The organism is Dictyobacter alpinus (assembly GCF_003967575.1).
GTDB classification, from domain to species: domain Bacteria; phylum Chloroflexota; class Ktedonobacteria; order Ktedonobacterales; family Ktedonobacteraceae; genus Dictyobacter; species Dictyobacter alpinus.
Genome location: NZ_BIFT01000002.1, coordinates 2413149 through 2433232, shown reverse-complemented (window position 1 = coordinate 2433232; position 20084 = coordinate 2413149). Strand labels below are relative to the sequence as shown.

Genomic DNA, 20084 nt, shown 5'->3' with positions numbered 1-20084 from the left:
TTCTTCATACTAACGTTCTTCTTGATCCGGTTCAAACCATTGTTTCCGGTATGTTGCTCGTGCGGGCCTACGTTCATAGGCGTCAAACACCCAGAACAGCCAGAGGACAGAGCATATGCCTATACTTACCCCAGGGCTCCAGAACGCAAGTATCAGCGCGAGCAGATAACAGGGAGCGCCCAGCGCGTAGTGGCGGCTCCGGGCATGTATCAACCCTGGCTGAACATCATCTTTAAAGAGGCGGGACCGATGGGTGGCTAACCACCAGAGCAGATTATATACAAGGTTCGTCACCAGGAACAGACCCGCATAAATCGTACAGACTACCCCTGCAACTGGTGTAGTGAGATACGTTGCAACCTTCAACGTCTCCTCAATTTCATCAAAAAGGCGGTCGTCCCCTCTCTCATCCTCAAAGATGAGCACAATCATCGTACTATCTGCCATATGTATATTCCTCTTCTTATGCATTCAACTAAGCACAAAACCTCTGACCATCGGGCCATAACGGGTGCAGAACCGTTCTATCCAAAGATTGAACTGGCCGGGTGAATGAGAGCTGATGGTGACACATTGTGGACCATCCGTCTCTCCTGCTACGAGTATAGAAGGGGGCACTCAAGAAAACACTGGACACCTACCTGCAGGTCACCTGCCATCTCACCTGACATTATGAGGAAGGTCAACATCCATCGAAGCTGTGTCGTTCATCAACACATTCGCGCAGATAAAGAGGTATAATAAGAGAGAAAGGTAGATTTTCTACCTTTCTTGCTTGTTCAGTTAACTATGCGGCTGCTGATTCTAGGTTAAAAAGTAAAAGAGGTTTTTTCTATGGTAAAGATTTATGCAGCGCGACAAAATTCTTTGGCACGCATCACCCGGCACGGAGATGAATGGCGAGCAGATCTGCAACTGACAGACTACGAGCCACAATGTGTCGCAGTCGATCCGGCTCATCTGGAACGTGTGTATTGCGGTACGTACAATCATGGTCTATGGTACAGTACCGATGCCGGTGCCAGTTGGAAGCAAGTAGAGACAGGTATCACCCACAAACAGATTATGTCGGTCGCGGTCAGTCCGCTAGAGCAAGTCAATGGCTATGGAGTAGTGTATGCTGGGACTGAGCCAAGTGCGATCTATCGTTCCGAGGATGGAGGCGTAAGTTGGCGCGAGTTAACGAGCCTACTAGAACTCCCCTCAGCGCCAACCTGGAGCTTCCCGCCACGTCCATATACCAGCCATATCCGTTGGATTACTCCTGATCCTGTCCAATCCGGACGCGTCTTCGCCGCGGCTGAAGCAGGTGCGTTGGTACGCAGCATGGATGGTGGGCAGACATGGGAAGACAAAAAAACTGGCGGGCCTTTTGATACCCATACGCTGGCCATGCATCGCCTGATGCCCAACCGGCTCTATTCCGCAGCTGGCGATGGTTTTATGCAGCCTGGCAATGGTTTTGTTCAAAGTGACGATGGTGGTGATACCTGGTTCCGGCCCGATCGTGGACTGCAGCATCATTATCTCTGGAGCGTAGCGGTTGATCCCGGCGATCCAGACACGCTGATTATCTCAGCAGCTCACGGACCACAGGAAGCACATAATCCCATGCAAGCCGATTCAACGATCTACCGCCGCTCTGGTCAGCATGATTGGCAACAGATCAGCGCCGGTCTACCCGCAACGCATGGTCAGCTAGCCTCTGTTCTCGCCACCAATGAAGCTGAAGCAGGTATCTTTTACGCTGGCAATAACAAAGGCATTTTCCGTTCAGCCGATGCAGGCTTATCCTGGAGCGAGCTCCCTATTCAATGGCCAGCTCCGCTGTCCCCAGGAGAACGCATACATGCACTGGTTATTGTGCCAGAGTAAAATTATCTGAACGACACCTACATGTGCCGGCAACGTTCAAAATGAGCGTAGAAGGATTTTATAATGGATAAAGAGTGCATCGAGGTCTATACAACCATAGATACTAGGGAGGGCGCACAGAAGATTGCCGAGTCACTTGTGGAAAGTCGCCTGGCTGCATGTGTGCAGGTATCAGGTCCCATTACCAGTACATATTGGTGGAAAGGTCAGATAGAGACAGCACAAGAGTGGGCATGCACGGCGAAGACAAGAAAAGATGTATATAGCGCCGTTGAACAGGCTATTCGTCGTGTTCACAGTTATGAAGAGCCAGAAATCATTGCCCACCTGATTGTAGCCGCCAGCCAGGGCTATCTTGACTGGATTGTAAAAGAAACAACAACAGAATAAACATGGCTTACAATATCTCAGTTGGAGGTCAGTTTTCCTGCAGCCAGTTCAGCGTTGGCGCCATCAACTGCCTGGACTGGTTGCTGACAGAGTCAGAATCATAATTTCTGTAATAGCATTCCGTCTTCATGACCAGGGCGAGATGCAGTGTATACAGGTGGCACCTTTCATCCTCCTGGTGCGTGAAGGTGGTCTTACCATAGCTTCGCATGCTTTCGGAGATACCTCCCAGGGCTAGCGCCCGAAATTGTGCCTCCATCAAAGGGTCCGCCCAAAGCGCCCTCTCAAAATCGATGATACCGGTAACCTTGCCGTCCTTGACAAAGAAATTCAGGTCCCAAGCATCCCAGTGGACCAACTGCGGTACGGTGACAGCCTCCAGGGAGTGTGCATGTTTCATGATGGCAGCACGGATTTCGTCAATGCCATAGCCAAAATCCGCGTCTTTTCTAGAGCCATCTTCCAGCACTGAATCCATGATCTTGATAAAAGTCTCTTTCCAGCTAGCACCGCGCAGCTCGCTATTTCCAGCATAACCAAAATACGTGCCCGTAAAGCCGTTGATTTCCCGGACGATCACGCCAATCTGCTGGTCGATCTGCGCCTGCATGGCGGGAGAAAATGATGCTTTCACATGCTCATAGTTGTCTCCAGCCAGCTTCTCCATGAAGTAATAATCTGAGTCACATATATCTCCGGTCGTATCAAAAAAATAAACCTCCGGCACGGGAATGGCCGGGTTCTCACGCATCATGTGCAGAGAAACAACCTCGGTTGCCATGATGTTTTTTTCATACGCCATAACTTCAGCATCCTCAGGCGGAGCGATCTTTAAGATAACTTCCCTCCCGTCCGACAGCCGAGCGGTATATGCGGCGTTAAACCAGCCCTCTTTTAGCTCCCTCAGCGCATCTTCACCGGCTGCAAGGGTGGTCCCAGCAAATGCCCTCTCTACCATCCCAGCCACCTGCGCCCTCGTCTTCCTGTTTTTTGTTTTGCTTTCCATCTTTTTTCTTTCTTTGCTACAATCATTTTTTATACGCTTGTCCGCAACACCCACAATCCGAACGCGAACACTCATGCTCCGGCGCTTCATTGCCCAAAAGAAAAATTCATCAATATAGTAGTATAACACGTTACCTTTCATCCTAATCTTGATCTTCCTTCTTATCCTTCTTACTAAAATAGCGCTTGAATTTGGCTGCACTGGCAGGATCTATGCTTCCATCTTGACTTCTGATCAATTTACGATTGAAATAAATTTCATCGATAAATATTTGTTTAATCAATAAGGATAAGGTTAATTGTTGGAGAGAGAGGATGATTGTCGATGAAAGATGAGCTTGTGCTGGAGACATCCGAGCAAATACATGCACTGGCGCACCCATTGCGTCAGCGAGTACTCAATTTGCTGACAAATGCGCCCTATACCAATAAGCAGTTATCCGCTTTATTACAGGTAACGCCGCCGCGCCTGCATTTTCACGTGCGCGAACTGCAGGCAGCAGGCCTGATAGAGATCATCTCCGAGCAGCCAAAGGGTGGAGTAGTGGAGAAGTATTATCGAGCAGTAGCGCGGAAAGTACGCTTGAAGTCAGAATCAATGGAGGCATTCGATAGACAGGATCTGATTGAAACGACGCTAGAGGCGCTACGCCAGGAGTACATCCGGGCAAATACATTCTTTGAGGGCCAAATTCCAGACCTACGTATGACCCATGAGTTAGTACGCTTATCACAGGAGCGACTGGAACGCATCCAGGGACTCCTGGATGCACTGCATGACGAGGTCTATAAAGCACTCGAAGATCCTGAGCGCGATACCTACGAGCAGTTCTTTGCAGTTACCGGACTGCTGCATACATTGCCACCGGTCATAGCGGATGAAGGAATTTAACTATGAAGATGTTGAACGTGGGACGCGTGCTGATGCCACTAGGACAGCGCGATTTCCGTTTTCTGTGGACCGGGCAAACAATTTCTGCGCTGGGCAGTTCTTTTCAGGTGATCGCGGTTACCTGGCTTGTGCTGCAGGAATTGCATGGATCAGCACTGGATCTGGCCCTGGCAATGCTGGCACTGACGGTACCCAGAATTCCCATAACTCTGATAGGAGGAATTATTACCGATCGTCTAGATCCACGCACAGTCATGCTATGGTCAGACGCAGTGCGTGTGGTGACCTCGGGTATGATCGCACTACTAACCTTCAATGGCAGCATGACCTTGTGGATAGTATGCGTTCTGCTAGGCGTGCATGGACTTGCCACCGGCATCTTTGATCCTGCAGCCAGTAGTATTCCGCCGCGGCTTGTCAGACCTGAACAATTAAGCGGCGCCAATTCATTAATGTCTCTCACTTCGCAGCTGGGTACGCTGTTGGGTGTGTTGCCAGCAGGAGTGGTAGTGGCTACGCTGGGAGCAGGAGCGGCCTTTGGTATCAACGCGCTCTCCTTCGCCATCGCGGTACTGGCGGCGCTGCTGATGAAGCCCCTGGTGCGCGTGCCACGAGAGAGCCAACAATCGTTGTTGCGTGATGCCTACGCAGGTGTGAGCTATCTGGTAAGCCTGCCCTGGCTCATTGCGCTGCTACTCATTGACACCTGCGCGGCACTGGCAGCGGTTGGACCTATTTCAGTGGGATTACCATTACTGGCACGTGATGTACTTCATATAGGTTCCCAGGGCTATAGCCTTCTGCTATGGAGCTTCGGCCTCGGCTCGGTGATCGGCATTATCTTGCCTGGCGTTTATAGTCCCGTGCACAAGCGTGGGCGATTTTTCTGCCTGATACAAATACTGGAGGCCCCATTGCTGCTTGGAATCGCTTTTGCTCCACTCTCTCTGGCGATGTGCTGTCTGGCCAGTGTGGGGGTGCTCAATGGCATATTGGTCGTGCTCTTCCTCTCACTGATTCAGGCGAGAGTCGCCAAAGAATTCCTGGGCCGAGTCATGAGCTTCTATATGCTCGCCAGTGTTGGCTTAGTACCACTCTCACTCTATGGCTCAGGAATCATTGTCAGTGCCTGGGGGGTGCAAGCGCTCTTCGTCAGCGCAGGCATCCTGACACTGGGTAGCGCCGCCATTGGCCTGCTAGTCGGCCCCCTGCGTCGTTTGGATTAAAGCGTGCTGTGGCTACAGATCACGGAATGAAAGATGGGGTAGGTCATGATCAGACGTTGACCTATTTCATTCCATAATACAGGTAAAGCTTCGCCAGAACAACCAAAAAGCGGGTTGAAGGTTTGGTCATGGAATGGTTGGCGTCACCTTCATCCACGTCTGCCCACCGTCTGCGGTCTGGTACAGAGATAGTTCACTGTCAATTGCCCAGCCCTGCGTAGGAGATGCAAAGTTGATCATGGTTGTATTCGCGCTGAACTTAACGGCGTACTGCGTCCAGTGCCATCCTCCATCGCTGGTACGATATGCGGTGCTATGGATATAGTGATTACTCTTGAGATCATCGCTATTATTGATGATCCAGGCGTGTTGTGCATCAGCAATAGCAATCAAGCCCCCTCCAGTGTGTACCGGGCTTGTGGGCTGCCAGCTTTCCCCTCCATCATGGGTCACATAGATCATCATGGTCTCGTCCGACCGACTGGGAATAATAGCGGGTAGCAATCCATCAGTGGCGCTAAAAAAACTGGGCGGCAGCATCGTGATCTGGGAGGCCTGCGCGGGTAAGGGAATGTTCTGGTGCTCCCATGTCGTACCTCCATCGTGGGTCACGTAAAACCAGGCAAAGTTCTCTCGGTTGGTGAAACTGGTGGCCCAACCGGTCATCTCATTCACAAAGCTGATCGATTTGGTGCCCCCCAATGGCAGTGCTGATGGGCTGGTCGTAGTATGACTGGAGGAAGAGATGATCTTCCAGCTAGCACCGCCATCGCCGGTCCGTAATATATCCACCCATACATTACCCGTAGCGGCTCCTTTGGGATGGATGAGCCAGCCAATCTGAGCATTGAGAAAGAAAAACGTATCTCCCCCGATACCCTGATCTGGTAACTGCGACTGCTGCCAGCTCTGTCCTCCATCGTGGGTGCGATAGACAACCATAGGGATGCCGGGGGCGCCGCCCGCGACCACCCAGGCAGTCAGCGCATCGAAGAAATCACTTCCGCCAATGAATGAGTATTGATTGCCAATCGCAGGTGTGACATCCTGCCAGTGGGAGACGCCTTTCGTCGTGTGCAAAACGCGGCGACTGCTGTTCCCTGGCCCACCCGCCGTCATGGACCAGCCCGTGCTGACATTGAACATATGGATCTGCTGTAAACGTACCACGTTACCTGCGATTGTCGTCGCTGTACTCAAACTCGTTGGGATAGAGGTTGCTGTATCCGTTGTTGCACCGATACCGCAACTGGTTAGCAGGAGAGCAAGCAGTAATGTGATAAGAAAAGAATTAATCTTGCTATAAGACATCTGATTATACCACCTTTATAACGGAAGTATATGCGTCACAAAGCATTTCGCATGATCTTAGAAGTTGCATGCTTGTTATGTATAATGCAGAGAATATAGCCTTCGTCTCTTTGTATAATGATGAATGTGGCGCTCGATTTACTCGCTCTCACTTTTTAGGAATGCGTATGATCAATATCTTCATTGCACAATGCAACATCAACGACGAACACAAAGTTCTCGAATAGCGGCAAGTATAGCTGGCGCTACTTCAAAATGTTGTGTGAGGAATTCTACTATGGCCAGAGCTGACTCAAGATTATGCTCATAACCTTGAATAAAGTCTGGTAGATACTGAGCAACCTGTGGATAGCGTAGCTCATATCTCCGTTCCATATTGAATGGATCTTCATCCTTCCTCTGTGTAGTTACCAACGTTTTGGTCAACGCCAGTAGATGATCAACGGCATAACTCTGGATGAAGCGTGTACCAGTCAGGACCTCCCCTCTGTGTACGCGACCAAGCCCAACATACAGATTTGTCAACGCCTCTCCCAGATGCCATTCCGATGTACCTTCAATGGGATGGGTACGTTGATCTACGGGTTGCGGAACAGTCAGGCTCTCATCAAAGGCAGCATCTTTCCAGATAAAGCGGCCGCGCATAAACGGAATACTACGCAGCTCCTGTGGCACAAACACAGCAAATTCACAAAAAATCCCGTCTTCAAACAGAACTTTATAGCCATCCACAGTATTCCGAAAAACATAGGCCAGTGGACAAAGAGTTGCCAACCAATCAAGATTATCAATATAGCGAGCCTTCACACCTGGTCTGGCAATCACAAAAAAATCCAGGTCCGAATATTCATCCAGGCGCTCCGTGTCAGCCCCAACCGATCCCAATCCAAGCAGAGCCAGAGCCTCACCTGTATCCTTCAAAGAGGCTCCAATTGCATCTAACCGCGCCAGAAGTTGCTGTGTTGTCGGCATAAAATCGTATCTCTTTCTTTCGCGTAACTACTCAGTTATCCACCTATTTTAACCGATTCCGTTACGCTTGTGGAGACTCTGATGCTCTAGTTGATGCCCGCTATATTATGCAAGTAGCAACAGGGGGACACGTTATTATCCGGAAAAACTTCTTGCTACGGCCCCATGGGGGGCATTTCTGGATATGGTACCTGCATTTCCTCATACTGAGGTTGGACCTCTCCCTCATGGTTCGGATATGATCCTGCGTGATATACCTCTGCCTCTGCCTGATAACCACGTGAATACGAATCCTCTTCCTGACGACGTGGTTGAAACTCTGCCGTATGGAGAGGTCGCTGTCTGGCAGTGGAAGTCATATTCAAGTTGTTTGCCCGGAACAGGTTGTTAAACATCGTAGTAAGAATAACAGCTACCATCACGCCGACAAGAAATCCACTCCAGTCGCCGAAAGCTTGCCAGAGTAAATATGGGAACGACCAGAACATCACACGAATAATGCGATAGTTTCTGGACGAATAATAACACATCTTGCTTCCCTTTCCTTATAATAAAACATCATAAGCTTTATATATGAAGAACAGCTTGCGTTCAAGACTGAGTCCAGTATAAAAGAAGGAAGCGGGTAAGAGGAAGTATAAAAAGACACAGCACCGGGCTGTGTCGAAAGTCATGGTCATCAAAATCAGAGAGAAAACATACAAATACTTGTACCAGCAAAGTATAAAAGACGCTCATTATTTATCAAGAGTCTGTCTCATCCATTCCGAAATACACTGAACTCGCTCTGCGAGAGGCTTAGGCGCAATTTCTATCAGCTCGTAACCCAGGGAGGTGTACGTGTCTCTATGGATTTTCTCGAAAAGAAGCGAGTCTTCAAAGGTAATTTTCCTTGCCTCCGTGGGCTGGCAGAACCCAAGATTTTCGATAAAGAATACCTCTCGCTGGTAAATACGTTCGTGCTCAATTCTCTGCATCTCTTCTAGCAGACACACAGACGGGGGATAACCCAGATGACGGCTTAAGGCAAAGGTACAAATTGGTGAACGATCATACAATTGGCATGCATCAGGATAGCTTGATGCCGCAATTTGCCTCTGTTTTTGGAGGTGTATAATTTTATCAATAAAGTCAGACTGCATCCACGGATCCGATTGGCCAAGCAGGTGCTCACGTGTAATAACATCGGTTGCAGCTTCCTCCACAATCGAATACCCCTGACGTTTCAACTCATGCAGAATTGAGGTCTTTCCTGAACCAGGTGTGCCAGTAAGAATATATCGTTTCATAGCAAAAATCCTCTCGTGAAGTATTTCAAATTCCGGTAAATTCAAAAAATGATAAATTCACCCATCTGTGTTTGTCCATAGAGCAGAGTATGGTCTAACCGGGGAGAAACCTGCAATGAAACGTCTGGACTTGACGTCCCATCCGTGCTCGTGTATACTATCCGTTATGGATACATCCATAACGGATAGTATCGTGGAGACGACGAAAAAGATGGAAGGAGTCAGAAATTGACGCATCTCTACTTCATACGACATGGCGACTATATTGAAGCCCTGGAGGATGGTTCCTATCAGGATCTGGGTCTCTCGCCAGAGGGCATCAGGCAGACAAAATGCTTGCGAGATCGCCTGTCCAGAACAGGAGAGATCAAGGCCGATGTGCTCATTGCCAGCCCGATGCGACGGGCAAAAGCCTCAGCAGAGATTCTCGCATCGGCACTGGGTAAGCCAATTGTCTTCGACAAAGGCTTTGAAGAGTGGGTATGCGATGACGGCACATTACCTCCCGAGCAATTTTCCGCACGCTGGAGGCAGGTTCCTGAAGCGCAAAAACCGTTCTTCCGCTTCATGGATGGTTACGAAACCGGATTCGAATTCTCTGGACGCATCCAATCAGCGCTCAATCACCTTTTGCAGGATTACGCGGGGAAAACGATTGTTGTGGTAACACACGGAGGCGTGATTGCTGCGTCATTTCACTATTTTTTCGGCTTGAGTGCAGCCGTACCAGCTCGGGTTGCTCTCAGTGCGAGGCACACGTCCATTACCCACTGGTACCAGTCACCTCATGGACAAACATGGGCGTTGGAACGCTATAACGACGCGCATCACTTGTAATATATGGGGCAGGCGTCTGCGTGAGCATCAGATCAACGAAAACCTGGCTTTTACGCACGGATATTACTGCTCGCCAGGTATTCTCTTGGATCTGCAGCACTCTCATCTGCTACTTCAAGGTGAACCATATCTAAAATATACTATAGTTATACGATTTTTTCAATATCAAAATACAGTGCGGGAACATAGGTTGGCTCTGACCAATCCCTGCCTTAGGAATTCCTCAAAGCCATCTAGATAGCCATCAATCTATTGCCCCTCAAAGGGAGCTATGATTCATTCATAAATTCAGCAATTTTTTGAGCGAGGAGAAGAGGTTGATCTTCTGGTACGAACGCACGTGAGCGCGGAACAAATTCCAGCCTGGCATGAGGAAATGCCTGTTGAAGCCGTCTGGCGTTCCGTGTTGAGAAGATAAGATCGTTCTTACCCCATACGATCAACACGGGATGCTGGAAATACTGAAAAGATTTCGCAGCTTCGAGTGTATAACGGTTCGAGACAGTCTTCAGGAATTTGCTGACATCACGCCTGATCTGTCTATTCCCGCTCCCTAGTGCTGCAAAATAGGTGTCAAGCGTCGCATCATCTGCGTGCCGCAGAGAAACCAGCGCCAGCAACACACGTTGCGCACGTTTCGTCTGAAACGCCCAGGCAATAAAATCTGCGAAACGGGTTCCGAAGAGCCGTGCACCATCAGCAAAAGGCTTAATCAGTAGCGGAAAAAAAGCCTCAAAGGCATCACAGTTCGTCAAAATCAGCCGCGTAATACGCTCAGGATGATTGACAATCGTCAACTGGCACATAGCACCACCGGTATCATTGCCAACCAGCGTAACATCGTGTAAATCTAAGGCCGCCAGAAAATCAGCAATCAGCTGAGCGATGCCGGATGGGCTCAGATCGGCATCAGCATGTAGAGGAACCGCATGGGCTCCAAAAGGCAAATCCAGGGCAATACACCGAAACTGCCCCGAAAGGGTTGCTATAACATCACGCCAGAGAGCACCATTGACCAGTAAACCATGTATGAAGACAAGCGTCGGCCCAGTTCCTTCATCACGATATCGTACAATACCTTGTGGTAGAGATACCTCGCCATTCGTATGCAGTAAAGCGACCACGATATTCTTCTCCTTTATAAATTTGAATCTATAAGCATATTAGCGAAAAAAAAGAAAAGAAATCAAGAGGATATTTTTGACGCATTGCGTAATCTGGCCATCAGCCAACTCATTGCCACATCCCAAAATGGTGCCGCCTCAAGGATGAGTCCGGAAGAGGTGAGCACAGAGCCTCTTTCACCACACCATCCAACTCTTCTTGAGAGCCAAAAAGTGCATGAAACTCATTCAAGGCATGAGCGCGTGCCTCTTCGCCTGACTGCACATCAAACTGTCGCTCAATATAATCTGTGTACTCTTGTAAAACCCATTCATAGTTGTAGTAACTCATGAGATAAGGATCGACTTGATAATCAAGGCCGTAGGCTCGCTGAAAGTCAGAGTTGGCGGCGTTTATTTCCTGGCGGTAGAACATGAGATCGCGTTCTCTGGGAGCAAGCATGATGCCGTCCCAATCAATCATAACGAGGTTCGTCGCCGTTTGCAGGATGTTGAAAGGATGGATATCGGCATGACAGACCACCAGTTCATAAGTATGTTGTTTGCAATACTGGCTCAGTCGATAACCATTTTCAATAGTTCGCTCGATCACATTCCATTTTGACAACACCACTTCTCGCAAGCGTTCTAAGAAGACGTCGTTGCCACTATACTCCTTTGCCTTTTTGACAAGGTTTCTCGCAGATCCTTGAAACTTGTCAAAAGTTTCTTTCGGTAGGAGCGCGCTAAGATGCTGCGGCAATTTGACATCATGCATGCGCCGCAGATCCTGAGCTATCTCAGCCTGGTGCTCTTTGGAGAGGAGATCATAGCTTAGGGTTTTGCCTTCAAGAAAGGGATAGATGCTAAGATCATACCCATTCACCTCTGGGATTGCTCTTTGATCGGGGGCAAGGATAGAGCCGATCACAAAAGAAAGTCCAACTTCATCGTGAAGATAGGCGGTCACACGAGCGCCAGTAGACATAGACGTATGCAAGCGGGAAAGCTTTATCAACCAGGAGCTGTGATTCTGATCTCGCCCTTTGTATACCCAGGAACCCTCCCCCACAGGCATGAACTCCAGGGATTGAAGGTGCAGAGAAAAATACTCCTGAACGGCCGAAAAAATGCTGCTCTCATCAATATTCATGCGATGTTTCATGCCACCATTATAACATCAACAACATTCCAGTTCGTTGGCCCATGATGATACTGCAGCATCCTCTGGAATTTCTCCCCTTGCCCGGCTAACAAGAAGTAGGATAAGATACCTCGAGAAGAAGAAGAAATTTGTTAGGAGAAAGTACCTTCTTCAATGGAAGCATTCAGAGAGATGTATTTCGCTTCAGCCGGAGGGATATATGAGAGTGTTTGTTATAGGCGCAACAGGATGGATTGGTAGTGCTATTACTGATGCGTTCCTTCAATCGCATCATCAGGTCATTGGTCTCGCACGCAATGCTTCAGCAGTATCGGCCCTTGAAGCAAAAGGAGCTGTGGCCGTGCAGGGAGATATGGATAGGTATAAAACATGGCTCTCCGTAGCGAAACAAGCTGATGCGATCGTGGTTGCGTCTTCAGCGTCCCTTCAAGCCACTGTAACATTGCTCCAGGCTCTTATCGCAGCACTGCAAGAAACGCAAAAGCCTTTGGTCTATATTAGTGGGTCATCGTTGTATGGTGACATTGGTGCGCAAGAACGGGTGGATGAGGATGCCTTTGTGCAACGACTGAGTACCCCTGCAATGAATCAGTCTCCGGAAAATGTGGTCTATCGAGCAAAAGAGCATGGCGTTCATGGAATAGTCATTGTTGGTGCGGGAATTCTTTATGGTCGAGGGGGTGGAAGCACTCCCTCTTTCTTACTGGAAGAGGCAAAAAAGCGGCAGGTTGCGTGGTACATTGGTGAGGGCCAGCAACGTTGGTCCTCGGTCCATGTTGAGGATCTGGCTCACTTGACGGTACTGGCTGTCGAGCAGATGCCATCCTATCGGGTGTTTAATGCCGTTGCCCAGGCTCTCTCACTTCACGAAACAGCCGAAATCATTGCACAAGTAACTCATATACGTGATGGTGCTCAAAGCATTTCAGAGGGTGAGGCTCTTAGCGTGTGGGGATCATTTTGGGCAAGGATACTCTCACGAAATCTCTGGTTGTCTTCAACACGGGCCGAAAACATACTTGGTTGGAAACCAGTAGCACCGTCATTCAAAGATGACTTGCTCTCCAATTCCTGATGCTCTCACCATGCAAAAATATATTGAGAAGGATCTACAATGTTCATACTTCAAAATCACCGTACCTCGCTGACTAGGATACAGCAGCGATATCCCGGGGCCAGCATTATTGATGTGACGTCTAAAGGGATCGAGCCGTGGATACACTTCAGTCCGTTTTATCCTCACGGTGGCATTCCAGTTCCTTTTTCACCCGGGTGGAATAGTGCCAGTGTCGAGGGAATCTGGCAGGGACTTAAAGTATTTGAGCGCGCCGATGTGGATACCAGTCGATTTGCGAATACGACGATGAAGAATCTCAAACGTACAGTGCGTACCTATGGCAAGGTGCTCGGCCATCGGGCGGGCGTCAGTGGTCAGGAACTCCTGCCCTACCTTACAGCTCGTCAGCAGATCTATCTGCCTTCGTATCAATGGGTATTAGAAAACTGCCTTCAGGAACAACTGGCCGAATTACGCCGTCTCGAACAACAGCATGGGACGGTTATCCTGCTCGACTATGAGACGAATAGTGACCTTAATGATAGCAGCAAACCACTCTCCCACGCCAGCCTGATCATCCGCCACCTGACGTAACGTTTTATTTCCTCACTGAAGATTTAGCGCACACATGTGCAGTCGAGGAAAAGCATGGTGGGCTTCATGCGTACATGTGCATGAAGCCCACCATAACAAAATTTGTAAGACTGGCGCTTAGCCGTGGATCTGGTAGGGAATGGTCTGCCAGGTTTTGCCACCGTCGTCTGTGCGCTTGAGCACCGACTGGTTACTGTGGCCAAGGCCGAAACCGGTCGTGGTATTGATGAAACTCAAAGGACCATAGACGCCGCTCGCGCTGGCAATCTTCTGCCAGCTCTTGCCACCATCGCTAGACTGGTAAACATCGCCTGTGTTCTGGTCGGTCGCCCGAACGCTCTGCGCGTCAATGACGTAGACGTTGTACGAGTTGAATCCTGCAATCGCCTGTCCATTGGTGGTCCAGCTAGCACCACCATCAGTTGAGCGTACCAGGACTGTGCGTGATTCAACAACCATGGGCAGGAAACCATCATTACCCAGCACCACCGGGGGCAACGTATGGATACTCCCACCGGCGTTCGTACCACCGGCCATAGCCGAGATGGTCTTTCGCTCCCAGGTCTTGCCACCATCGTGCGTCATGTAGAGCCAGGGAACGGTCGAGGCATCTGATCCTGTAGCCCAGCCCGTGGCTGCGTTCACAAATGAGAGGCCAGACTTGATACCACCGTTCGCCAGTTTCTGTGGTCCAGGACCAGAAGACGAGATTTTGCTCCAGTTCAGACCCCCATCATCGGTGCGCAGGATATTCACACTCTGGCTACCAGCACCGGTCCCACCCGGTGCAACCTCCAGCCAGCCGGTCTGAGGGCTCACAAAGCTCAGCATCGCGCCTTCAGGGGAGGACACATTGATCACACTACCCTTCCAGCTTGCGCCACCTGTTGTGGTGGAGAAAACCGTGATCGAGTTGTTGTCAGTCACGGTAAACCAGGCATACTGCGCATTCAAAAAGTCGGCCTGTGTCGTGTTCGAGATCACTGCATGCTTTGGCGTCAGCGCAACCCAGCTTTGGCCTCCATCCGAAGTCTTCAAGATATTATCCTGATCCAGGGCCCAGCCGTGTATAGCATCCGTCATGCGGATCTGCTTCAGGGGATGGACTGGTAGACTCGTCGCCTTGCTGCTACCCTGGGACGCTGTTGACGACATTGAGGTTGACGTTTGTGGCTGCTTCGTTGTAGTCGCTGTGATGCCCTGAGCCGTGTTAGTGGTGCCTTGCGCGGTGCTTGTGGTGTTCCCCCCAGTCGTGGCCTGACTTGCGTTAGAGCAAGCACTGACAAACAGGGCTAACATAACGAACAGCAGGCTACTAACCCGGGTGAACCCTCGTGGATAGGGTATATATCGCATAATGCGTTGCCTTTCTTCTTGAACAGCATATCCTGATATGCAAGGACACGTTGTGAGTAAATCCTTTACGTGTGTCGATGCATCGCACTGTAGTGTATATATCGACTGATATGAGTCTAACACCGATCCCAGGTTTTTGCTGTGAAGCAAATCACAGTATTTGCTGAATTTATAATCAGAGATACATATATACATTACTGATGTGTTTAATAAACATGTCTTGTAAAAGAAAAATTCTATTCTGAGTCGAAATATACTACTACTTCTGTATGCTACATCTATCACCGCAGAGATGTCACAACATCCTGTATTTCAGTGAACAATCCATTTCTTTATATACGCGCACCAGATACCAGATAGTGTCACATCTTCCCTTGCTGCCACGTCTCCTATACGAACCTCTGAAAGAGTCTTTCAAAATACATAGAAATACGTTAGGTATTTTGAAATGGAGCCAAAGCTTCATTTCAGAACAGCACCACAGGAGTAAAGATGATGCAAGCACGAATGACCAATCCAGCAATGATCCTTCCCGACGTCAACACCGGCGTACAGGCCCTGCTCAAGGCTACCAGACAGGGCAACGTGCCACAGTCTCTCCTTGAACTTGTCCATTTGCGTGCGAGCCAGATCAATGGCTGTAGCTTCTGCGTCGACTCGGGAGCACGTAGCGCAAAGAAGGCCGGCGAGACCGACGAGCGCCTCTTCGCCGTGGCAGCATGGCGGGAGACACCCTACTTCACCGATGCCGAACGGGCTGCGCTTGCGCTCACTGAGGCGGCTACGCGACTCGCCGACCAGACTGATGCAGTCTCCGACGAAATCTGGGATGAAGCAGCCAGACACTTCGACGAAAAAGGTCTGGCTGCCATCATTGTCATGATTGCCACCACAAACCTGTTCAACCGCCTCAACGCTACCATCAGGCAGACGGCGGGTCGCCAGAACTGGTAGAGAACAAGGGCCAACCAAAAACCCTGAAGATGTATGATATACAATCGTAAGGATGAACAAAGGAGTGTTATAGTTACGCTATAATATTATTGACATGCAGTATATTCGCGTGCCTATTGCATGTCAATATATGCTTGAAATGCCACATGAGATGCAGCATCTTTGCTATCTGGTGCAAGGAGAACTAGAATATGATGAAGCTCTTATAACGATGCGTCTACACCTCTGTATGTATGAGCTTGTGCAGGCGAGTAGCAGCTTGATCACGCGAGATCTGGTTAGCCAGCAATGCATCCAGGACCGCTTCAATCGTTGCCTCCTGTGGCTCTTCATGACCCATTTCTGAGTCCGGATCCGCAGAGTGCCCTGGTACAACAGTCGCGGCCTTCTCTTCCCGTGGCACTTCGCTCCCCTGGAAAAGGTGATAACGTCGTGCGATTGGCAGATAGATGCCCACCAGCACGGCACCAACCAGAAAGGCACTCAGCCCTCCCTGAGCAGCCAGTTGCCAGTCCGCTACAGCCGAGCCGAACCATGCGGTAATGCCGGTATACAAAGCGACCGCCAGGCCAATGGCGCCCGTCAGGACACCTACGCCCATCAAAGTAAGCACATAGCCACGACGCGGTCCCGCGACCAGCTCGCCATCATGTTTATACACTTTGCGTATATACCAATCCATCGGGATATAGCAGCTCCCACAGAGCACCAGGGACCAGGAATCAAACCACGCCTGCTGATCTACTCCCACGCTACCAGTTGGGAAGAGCAGCTTCAGTGTATTGTTCAGCAATCCGCCGACTCCCCACCAGAAGGCTGCGGCCATGACGGCTCCCACAATTGCCAGGATCGTCATACGGAATACCTCAAAACGCATCAATCCCTGACGCACACTCCAATGCAATGACCAGGCATAAATGATAACCAGCAGCATCCCTAGCAACAGAGATGAGACAAAATCATTGCTCCCTTGATAGCCCAGGACCTCAGGCAGACCAACAGGATTTCCATATCCCAGCCGCAGCAGAAGCACAATCGCCAACGAACAACCTCGTAGTAGGAAGGCCATACCAAAGGCAAGTTCCAGGCTGTGAAAGATCAAGCGTGTCACCAGAGATCGGTCCTGGCAAGCCGTCCAGCAATAAAAGATCCAGCTCCCTACAACCCAGAGCAAGGTAAGCAACAACCAGAAAGTATTCATAGGTTGGCAGAAAGAACTTCCCGCGCAATGGAGAGCCCCACCAAAGAAAACGTTATCGATGATATTTTTGATCGTGGACACCAGGATGAAAAAAACAATCACCATAAGCAGCAGCACAAGTTGCACACTAAAAATGTGAATACGTTGAAAGACAAGCGCGAGTCCTGTTGGCTCACCCGTACGCCGACGCTCAAGATGGACCAGGCAGGCCAGCAGCAAAAATGCGAGAGCAGCCGCGCATAGAGAGGTCAGACCAGAAGAGGCGGTAGCCAGACCAGAGAAAGTTGTAGCTAGCAATGGGACACCAAAAGCTACGCTGATCCCTTCGGTCGTATTTAAGAAAAAGGAACGTATAGCACTATTCGCAGCTTGAGGCTCCTGTTGAAGATCACGGCGCAGGAGCCAGTAATGCAGGGCACCCAGGACACCAGCAATCAGAAAAGCCACACCGGCATAGCTCAGGGCCTGTACAAGTTGCGCCTGTGGCGGAATAGACTGATAAGATCCTCGCAAACTGGTAAACTCAAGGCATGTTGAGAGCAAGGAACCAAAGGCACTCACAGCAAAGATCAATAATGCCGTCGTAACCGCGTAGAGGTAAAAACGATAAAGGCTTCGGGCCATGGTAAATCCTCCTGTACACTTCTGATGGCAAGCCAGGCTGCACCCTCACCTGATAAATGCTTACCGCTCTATGCCTCATAGCATACAACCAGGTAAACCAGAAGGAATGAGTCAAATGCCCCATTTTTCGCGCTAGATCACTACGAGCTTCCGGTGTTGAGCACTTCTCCTCAGCCGGTTTTGCAAGCGTAAGAGGTTTCAATCGATCTATCGCCATCCCCGACTTTGCAACTAAACATTGATACGCTATAAATATTACACGAAATAATGTGTAGCATGGCAGTAGGTTTTCGCCGGTGAAAACCTACTGCCATGCTACACATTAAACTAATGCCGCACACCTTGTTATCCCTTGAGTCCTGAAGTTACGATGCCGCGCACAAAATACTTTTGCGCAAAAAAGAAGAGAATTAACATGGGGAGAACATAAAGGGTACAGCCCGCCGCCAGGACATTGACCAGCGTGAAGCCATGCAGATCGGCGTAGCCATGACTGATTGCCACAGCCAGCGTAGTATTATCGGCATCCAGAAAGAGCGATGGTCCCAGGAAATCTCCCCATACTCCGGTGAAGGAGATGATCATTGAGGTTGCGATGACTGGTTTGGAGAGAGGGAGAAAGATTTGCCAGAAGATACGTCCATAACCACAGCCATCGACAATGGCGGCTTCCTCTAACTCATAGGGAATGGCGGCAAAGAATTGTCGAAAGAGGAAGTTTAAAAATGGCGAGCTTGCCAGTCCCCAGATGACCCAGGGCCAGTAGGTTCCGACCAGACCAAACTGTGAGAAGAGAATATATGTGGGAATGATGCCAACAATCGAAGGAAGCATCATGGTTGAAAGCATAATGAGAAAGAGAGGACGTTTTCCCCAGCCGCGCAGGCGCGCAAAGCCAAATCCTACCAGGGCACTGGTAGCGGTCATTAATACCGATTGGATTGTTGAGAGCGCAAATGAATTCCAGGCGAAGCGCCAGTAATCAATCAGTGTCAATGCCTGAACAAAATTATCCAGGTGCAAGTGATCAGGTAACCATGTAATAGGAAACGCATTTAAATCCGCGGGTGATTTAAGCGATGTAAGGATCAGCCAGACGAATGGAGCGATAAAAGCGAAGGTGAACACGAGTAAGAGAATAAGCACCATCACATTGCCAAAAATTTTGCGTGCGTTGGGCGTTCTGCGTTTGACTCCCTGCGCTGTTAGATGGATACTGCTCATAATCAGGCTGTCTCCTTATCCACTTCATAATACACCCAGAAGGTACTTGAACGAAATACGAGCAGGGTAAATAATAAAATAACGGCAAATAATATCCAGAGTAACGCTGATCCATAGCCGAAGCGTTGTGAATAGAAGAATTGCTCATAGACATGAACCATATAGAGGTAGTTGCTGTGGGGAATCGAGCCGTTGGCGGCGGTATTCCCGGTATCTGCAAGCAGTAGAGGTTGAATCAATGTTTGTAAAGAGGCAATCACGCCCATTACAATCTGGAAAAAGATAATGGGACTTAGCAGTGGTAAGGTTACGGTAGAAAACGCCTGCCAGGATCCAGCCCCATCTACCGTCGCAGCCTCTGTTAATTCCTGAGGAATACCCTGTAGACCGGCTAGCGAGATGATCATGCCGCCACCTATACCCCATAAGGTCATCAAGATCAGTGCGTAAAATGCGGTTGGATCGATCAGCCAGGTGATGGTTGGGCCACCTACATGTTCGAGCAGGGCATTTAAGGCCCCTGTGTCGCGTGCGAACACGGAGCGCCAGATGATGGCCGCCGCAACGATTGGTACGACAGAGGGCAGATAAAAGATGGTACGAAAGATACCAATGCCTTTAAACTGCCTGTTGACCAGTACCGCTAATCCCAGGCCACCAATGATACTGACTGGTACAGTAATGACCATGAAAAGCAGTGTGCGGCTCAGACTGTAATAGGTGAGAGGATCGCTCAATAGTTCAACGTAATTCTGAAATCCCACCCAGCGCCAGATCGCGATGCCATCAAAATTTGAGAAGCTCATTACAAACGCATAGACAAATGGGATGACCGTGAGGAGCAGGAAACCTAAAACCCAGGGTGCCACAAAGAGATAGAATAAGCGATTGGAATAGCGCTTCCAGCCCTTTCGTGCTTTGCGCGATTGCGCGCCAGGTATAATCGCATCCTGTTTCGTCGCAAGTGCCATGGGAACCTACCTTTTCTGGCATAAGCATACATGAGCAA

The 20084-nt window shown here is 49.5% G+C and carries 20 protein-coding genes; 8 read left to right on the top strand and 12 right to left on the bottom strand.

The window, feature by feature from the left end; genetic code table 11:
- Nucleotides 1–9: 9 nt before the first annotated feature.
- Nucleotides 10–447, bottom strand: a complete 438-nt coding sequence (locus tag EL633_RS32215; RefSeq protein ID WP_126631308.1) for a hypothetical protein — start codon at nt 445–447, stop codon at nt 10–12.
- A gap of 387 nt (nt 448–834) precedes the next feature.
- Between EL633_RS32215 and EL633_RS32210 the strand changes: the two genes are divergently transcribed.
- Together EL633_RS32210 and cutA are read left to right on the top strand one after the other, a co-directional pair.
- Nucleotides 835–1875, top strand: a complete 1041-nt coding sequence (locus EL633_RS32210) for a WD40/YVTN/BNR-like repeat-containing protein (RefSeq protein ID WP_126631307.1) — start codon at nt 835–837, stop codon at nt 1873–1875.
- Between the two features lie 63 nt (nt 1876–1938).
- Nucleotides 1939–2265 (top strand): divalent-cation tolerance protein CutA, encoded by a 327-nt coding sequence (gene cutA, locus EL633_RS32205; RefSeq protein ID WP_126631306.1) that lies wholly within the window; start codon nt 1939–1941, stop codon nt 2263–2265.
- Nucleotides 2266–2293: 28 nt separating this feature from the next.
- Here the strand turns inward: cutA and EL633_RS32200 are convergent, their stop codons facing one another.
- The gene (locus EL633_RS32200; RefSeq protein ID WP_218027626.1) at nt 2294–3412 is read right to left on the bottom strand and encodes a phosphotransferase family protein; all 1119 of its coding nucleotides are present in this window, start codon (nt 3410–3412) and stop codon (nt 2294–2296) included.
- Nucleotides 3413–3595: 183 nt separating this feature from the next.
- On the opposite strand from EL633_RS32200, the gene EL633_RS32195 reads away from it, so the two are divergent.
- Together EL633_RS32195 and EL633_RS32190 are read left to right on the top strand one after the other, a co-directional pair.
- The gene (locus EL633_RS32195) at nt 3596–4162 is read left to right on the top strand and encodes an ArsR/SmtB family transcription factor (protein ID WP_126631305.1); all 567 of its coding nucleotides are present in this window, start codon (nt 3596–3598) and stop codon (nt 4160–4162) included.
- A gap of 2 nt (nt 4163–4164) precedes the next feature.
- A complete protein-coding gene (locus EL633_RS32190) occupies nt 4165–5388 on the top strand; it encodes an MFS transporter (protein ID WP_126631304.1) in 1224 nt (407 codons plus the stop codon).
- A gap of 126 nt (nt 5389–5514) precedes the next feature.
- On the opposite strand, the gene EL633_RS32185 is transcribed toward EL633_RS32190, so the two are convergent.
- From EL633_RS32185 to EL633_RS32170, 4 genes are all read right to left on the bottom strand, one after another.
- Nucleotides 5515–6699 carry a WD40/YVTN/BNR-like repeat-containing protein gene (locus tag EL633_RS32185; protein ID WP_126631303.1) on the bottom strand — a complete coding sequence of 395 codons (1185 nt, stop codon included), beginning with the start codon at nt 6697–6699 and terminating at the stop codon, nt 5515–5517.
- A 198-nt stretch (nt 6700–6897) separates the two neighbouring features.
- The gene (locus EL633_RS32180; protein ID WP_126631302.1) at nt 6898–7671 is read right to left on the bottom strand and encodes a hypothetical protein; all 774 of its coding nucleotides are present in this window, start codon (nt 7669–7671) and stop codon (nt 6898–6900) included.
- A 155-nt stretch (nt 7672–7826) separates the two neighbouring features.
- Entirely contained in the window at nt 7827–8201 is a 375-nt protein-coding gene (locus tag EL633_RS32175) for a hypothetical protein (RefSeq protein ID WP_126631301.1), read from the bottom strand.
- A 207-nt stretch (nt 8202–8408) separates the two neighbouring features.
- Nucleotides 8409–8960, bottom strand: a complete 552-nt coding sequence (locus EL633_RS32170; RefSeq protein ID WP_126631300.1) for an AAA family ATPase — start codon at nt 8958–8960, stop codon at nt 8409–8411.
- A gap of 228 nt (nt 8961–9188) precedes the next feature.
- Between EL633_RS32170 and EL633_RS32165 the strand changes: the two genes are divergently transcribed.
- Nucleotides 9189–9797, top strand: coding sequence for a histidine phosphatase family protein (locus EL633_RS32165; protein ID WP_126631299.1), 609 nt, complete (start codon nt 9189–9191; stop codon nt 9795–9797).
- Between the two features lie 269 nt (nt 9798–10066).
- Here EL633_RS32165 and EL633_RS32160 read toward each other — a convergent pair whose 3' ends face one another.
- Nucleotides 10067–10921 carry an alpha/beta fold hydrolase gene (locus EL633_RS32160; RefSeq protein ID WP_161982633.1) on the bottom strand — a complete coding sequence of 285 codons (855 nt, stop codon included), beginning with the start codon at nt 10919–10921 and terminating at the stop codon, nt 10067–10069.
- A 109-nt stretch (nt 10922–11030) separates the two neighbouring features.
- Nucleotides 11031–12053 (bottom strand): aminoglycoside phosphotransferase family protein, encoded by a 1023-nt coding sequence (locus tag EL633_RS32155; RefSeq protein ID WP_161982632.1) that lies wholly within the window; start codon nt 12051–12053, stop codon nt 11031–11033.
- A 217-nt stretch (nt 12054–12270) separates the two neighbouring features.
- Between EL633_RS32155 and EL633_RS32150 the strand changes: the two genes are divergently transcribed.
- A complete protein-coding gene (locus tag EL633_RS32150) occupies nt 12271–13140 on the top strand; it encodes an NAD-dependent epimerase/dehydratase family protein (RefSeq protein WP_161982631.1) in 870 nt (289 codons plus the stop codon).
- Between the two features lie 39 nt (nt 13141–13179).
- Nucleotides 13180–13716, top strand: coding sequence for a DUF6939 family protein (locus tag EL633_RS32145; protein WP_126631295.1), 537 nt, complete (start codon nt 13180–13182; stop codon nt 13714–13716).
- Between the two features lie 117 nt (nt 13717–13833).
- Here the strand turns inward: EL633_RS32145 and EL633_RS32140 are convergent, their stop codons facing one another.
- Nucleotides 13834–15072, bottom strand: a complete 1239-nt coding sequence (locus EL633_RS32140) for a WD40/YVTN/BNR-like repeat-containing protein (RefSeq protein WP_161982630.1) — start codon at nt 15070–15072, stop codon at nt 13834–13836.
- Between the two features lie 495 nt (nt 15073–15567).
- Here EL633_RS32140 and EL633_RS32135 point away from each other — a divergent pair, with 495 nt between their 5' ends.
- Nucleotides 15568–16026, top strand: a complete 459-nt coding sequence (locus EL633_RS32135) for a carboxymuconolactone decarboxylase family protein (protein ID WP_126631960.1) — start codon at nt 15568–15570, stop codon at nt 16024–16026.
- A 217-nt stretch (nt 16027–16243) separates the two neighbouring features.
- On the opposite strand, the gene EL633_RS32130 is transcribed toward EL633_RS32135, so the two are convergent.
- The 3 genes from EL633_RS32130 to EL633_RS32120 all read right to left on the bottom strand — a co-directional run bounded on the left by EL633_RS32130 (nt 16244) and on the right by EL633_RS32120 (nt 20046).
- Complete coding sequence (locus tag EL633_RS32130) at nt 16244–17851, bottom strand: DUF5671 domain-containing protein (protein ID WP_126631293.1); 1608 nt, start codon at nt 17849–17851, stop codon at nt 16244–16246.
- A gap of 345 nt (nt 17852–18196) precedes the next feature.
- Complete coding sequence (locus tag EL633_RS32125) at nt 18197–19075, bottom strand: carbohydrate ABC transporter permease (RefSeq protein ID WP_126631292.1); 879 nt, start codon at nt 19073–19075, stop codon at nt 18197–18199.
- 2 nt (nt 19076–19077) lie between these two features.
- A complete protein-coding gene (locus EL633_RS32120) occupies nt 19078–20046 on the bottom strand; it encodes a carbohydrate ABC transporter permease (RefSeq protein WP_126631291.1) in 969 nt (322 codons plus the stop codon).
- Nucleotides 20047–20084: the final 38 nt, after the last annotated feature.

Bases quoted from the DNA above. Each gene is read 5' to 3' on its own strand.
- EL633_RS32215 (WP_126631308.1), bottom strand. From the start codon at position 447: ATGGCAGATAGTACGATGATTGTGCTCATCTTTGAGGATGAGAGAGGG.
- EL633_RS32210 (WP_126631307.1), top strand. From the start codon at position 835: ATGGTAAAGATTTATGCAGCGCGACAAAATTCTTTGGCACGCATCACC.
- cutA (WP_126631306.1), top strand. From the start codon at position 1,939: ATGGATAAAGAGTGCATCGAGGTCTATACAACCATAGATACTAGGGAG.
- EL633_RS32200 (WP_218027626.1), bottom strand. From the start codon at position 3,412: ATGAAAGGTAACGTGTTATACTACTATATTGATGAATTTTTCTTTTGG.
- EL633_RS32195 (WP_126631305.1), top strand. From the start codon at position 3,596: ATGAAAGATGAGCTTGTGCTGGAGACATCCGAGCAAATACATGCACTG.
- EL633_RS32190 (WP_126631304.1), top strand. From the start codon at position 4,165: ATGAAGATGTTGAACGTGGGACGCGTGCTGATGCCACTAGGACAGCGC.
- EL633_RS32185 (WP_126631303.1), bottom strand. From the start codon at position 6,699: ATGTCTTATAGCAAGATTAATTCTTTTCTTATCACATTACTGCTTGCT.
- EL633_RS32180 (WP_126631302.1), bottom strand. From the start codon at position 7,671: ATGCCGACAACACAGCAACTTCTGGCGCGGTTAGATGCAATTGGAGCC.
- EL633_RS32175 (WP_126631301.1), bottom strand. From the start codon at position 8,201: ATGTGTTATTATTCGTCCAGAAACTATCGCATTATTCGTGTGATGTTC.
- EL633_RS32170 (WP_126631300.1), bottom strand. From the start codon at position 8,960: ATGAAACGATATATTCTTACTGGCACACCTGGTTCAGGAAAGACCTCA.
- EL633_RS32155 (WP_161982632.1), bottom strand. From the start codon at position 12,053: ATGAATATTGATGAGAGCAGCATTTTTTCGGCCGTTCAGGAGTATTTT.
- EL633_RS32145 (WP_126631295.1), top strand. From the start codon at position 13,180: ATGTTCATACTTCAAAATCACCGTACCTCGCTGACTAGGATACAGCAG.
- EL633_RS32140 (WP_161982630.1), bottom strand. From the start codon at position 15,072: ATGCGATATATACCCTATCCACGAGGGTTCACCCGGGTTAGTAGCCTG.
- EL633_RS32135 (WP_126631960.1), top strand. From the start codon at position 15,568: ATGCAAGCACGAATGACCAATCCAGCAATGATCCTTCCCGACGTCAAC.
- EL633_RS32130 (WP_126631293.1), bottom strand. From the start codon at position 17,851: ATGGCCCGAAGCCTTTATCGTTTTTACCTCTACGCGGTTACGACGGCA.
- EL633_RS32125 (WP_126631292.1), bottom strand. From the start codon at position 19,075: ATGAGCAGTATCCATCTAACAGCGCAGGGAGTCAAACGCAGAACGCCC.
- EL633_RS32120 (WP_126631291.1), bottom strand. From the start codon at position 20,046: ATGGCACTTGCGACGAAACAGGATGCGATTATACCTGGCGCGCAATCG.